The organism is Bacillus sp. DNRA2 (genome assembly GCF_012843265.1).
Classification (GTDB): domain Bacteria; phylum Bacillota; class Bacilli; order Bacillales; family Cytobacillaceae; genus Bacillus_BU.
The window spans coordinates 1-2,446 of the sequence record NZ_JABAIT010000063.1; the positions used below are offsets into that span (position 1 = coordinate 1).

Sequence of the window (2,446 nt, forward strand, 5' to 3'; positions counted from 1 at the left end):
TGTTTATTGCAAAATAAAAGTACAGAGGTTTGCGAGGAATTTGTGCAGAACTTAACTGCATAAAAAAAGGCTTGCCAGCCCCTAAAATATCTCCTACTGTTTTGATTGAGCGATCACAACAGGGGGAGGACATGAAAGGATGCTAGCAATGCCTGAAGTAGATTATATCAAACATTTAAGAGAAGAAGAAGACTTATCAATAAATGAAATTGCAAGAAAAACTGGATGTAATTGGAGGACGGTTAAGAAGTACGCTGATGGAGAAAGTTTTAATGAAGCTCTGAAGTTCACCAAAAAGGGAATGATGTATGAGGAAGGGTTCGGTGAAATTGTTGACGATTGGCTTGAGGAGGACATGAAACTCAAGAGAAAGGATCGGAGGACCAGTAAGAAGATTCATGAAGATCTAAGGGATAATCATAATTTTAAAGGGTCCTATCGGACCGTATGCGAATATATTCAGAACCGAAAGCCTCAGCTCAAAGCAGCCAAGATTGAAAGACATGAACGTTTAGAACACCCACCAGGTGAAGCGCAGGTGGACTTCGGGAACATGACCGTCGTAAAAGACGGAGCCTATAAAGATATCAAGGCCCTAATTCTAAGTTTTCCACATAGTAATGCTGGCTTTGGCTACCCCCTTCCTAGTGAAAATACAGAGTGTTTCCTTGAGGGGTTAAAACAGTTGTTTCACCAAGCCGGAGGGGTTCCAACCTATTTGCGTATAGATAACCTAGCTGCGGCTGTTGTTTCAATAGGAAAAGGTAACAATAGGACCTATACCGATGCATTTATGAGATTTAAATGCCATTACGGATTTGAAGTGCAGCCATGTAATCCTGCAAGTGGACATGAGAAGGGAAATGTAGAAAAAAAGGTTGGATATACAAGGAATAATCTGTTTACAACAGCACCGATAATGGAGAGTTTTCCACAATTAGCAGGCTGGATGAAGGAAGAAATGGAAAAGGATCGGCAACGACTCCACTATGATAAAAATGTGTTGATTGATGAGCTTTGGAAAGAGGATAAAAAGCATCTGAAAGCCATGCCTTTAACTGATCTTACGATTTATTCAGTGAAAACTCCAAAGGTTAATAAATACGGAGAAATTGAAGTTGACGGCGATAAATTTGTTATCCACAAAGCGAGAATGAGACAAGCATTAGTCCTCAAAATGGAATGGGATCGATTCACCTGTTTTACAAATGACGGAGAAATTGTTTACCAAGAAGACCGCCCTTATATGAATACGACAAGAGCGATTCCGTGGAATGATATTTTAATAGATTGGGAGAAGAAGCCACGGTCCGTGAGTTATTCACGCTTTTTCAAGTATTTGCCGAAGAGAGTTCAAACGTATCTGACGATACAATCAGAAGAAATCAGATCCCGGGTAAAGGGGTTAAAGAAATTATTAGAAAAGCATTCGCTAAGTGATATTGATTCGGTCTTGGAAACGGAAGAACGGTTTGAAAGAGCTCCGCATGAACTTGGGTATATCCTGGAAGCCAAAGAAGCAACCTATCCAGAAAAATTAAACGAAGTGTACACGCCGGAGGTATTGCTAAATTACGAAACAGATTTACACACTTATGACAAGAGGCTATGTCCTTCCTTGGAAAGAGGTGTTTCCTGATGGCTAATTTAATGGCTATTTGTAAAACACTCCACTTAGCACATATTTTCGAGGAATTTGAGGAAGTCCCTTTTGATAATAAAGAACAGTATTTGCGTGATGTTCTATCAATTGAAGTCAATTCCAGACAAACTACAAAAGTCTCCAAATTGATAAAAAAGGCTAAATTTAGAGAGCTTAAATGGCTTAAGGACTATGATTGGTCTGAACAACAGCACTTACCGGCTACAACCTCGAAAGAGGAAATCTGTGATCTCCGTTTTATTAAGGAAAAACAGAACCTACTTCTTTTGGGGACACCAGGCACAGGCAAAACTCACCTAGGAACAGCCTTAGGCGTGAAGGCTTGTGAAATGGGCTATGAGGTCCGTTTTTTCAGAGTAGCTGATTTAGTTGGACATTTAGAAGAAGCAATGAAACAGGGCACTTTACACAGATTAAAAAGGCAGATTGAGAAGTGTGATTTGCTTATCCTAGATGAATTGGGATACGTCCCCTTTCAAAAGCAAGGATCTGAATTGTTGTTTCACATAATTGCGGACTGTTATGAGCACAAGAGTGTTATTGTTACTTCAAATTTGGAATTTGGTCAATGGAATCGGATTTTTGGGGATAACCGTCTAACATCTGCCCTTGTGGATAGATTGGTGCACCACGCGCATGTTATAGCGTTCACAGGGGAAAGTTACCGGTTGAAAAATGCACTTTCCTCTGTAAAATCACCAGATGGAATTTAATGTAAATTATAGCTGCAAGCCTATGTAAATTTCGCTGCATTTTTCTGCACTTTCTGCTTGCAAAAAACAG

At 39.8% G+C, this 2,446-nt stretch carries 2 protein-coding genes; both read left to right on the top strand.

The window, feature by feature from the left end; translation table 11 throughout:
* Nucleotides 1-139: 139 nt before the first annotated feature.
* Nucleotides 140-1,639, top strand: a complete 1,500-nt coding sequence (gene istA / locus HHO41_RS21915) for an IS21 family transposase (protein ID WP_169102704.1) — start codon at nucleotides 140-142, stop codon at nucleotides 1,637-1,639.
* Nucleotides 1,639-2,376 carry an IS21-like element helper ATPase IstB gene (gene istB, locus HHO41_RS21920; protein ID WP_211171276.1) on the top strand — a complete coding sequence of 246 codons (738 nt, stop codon included), beginning with the start codon at nucleotides 1,639-1,641 and terminating at the stop codon, nucleotides 2,374-2,376. The genes istA and istB overlap by 1 nt, the downstream gene beginning before the upstream one ends.
* Nucleotides 2,377-2,446: the final 70 nt, after the last annotated feature.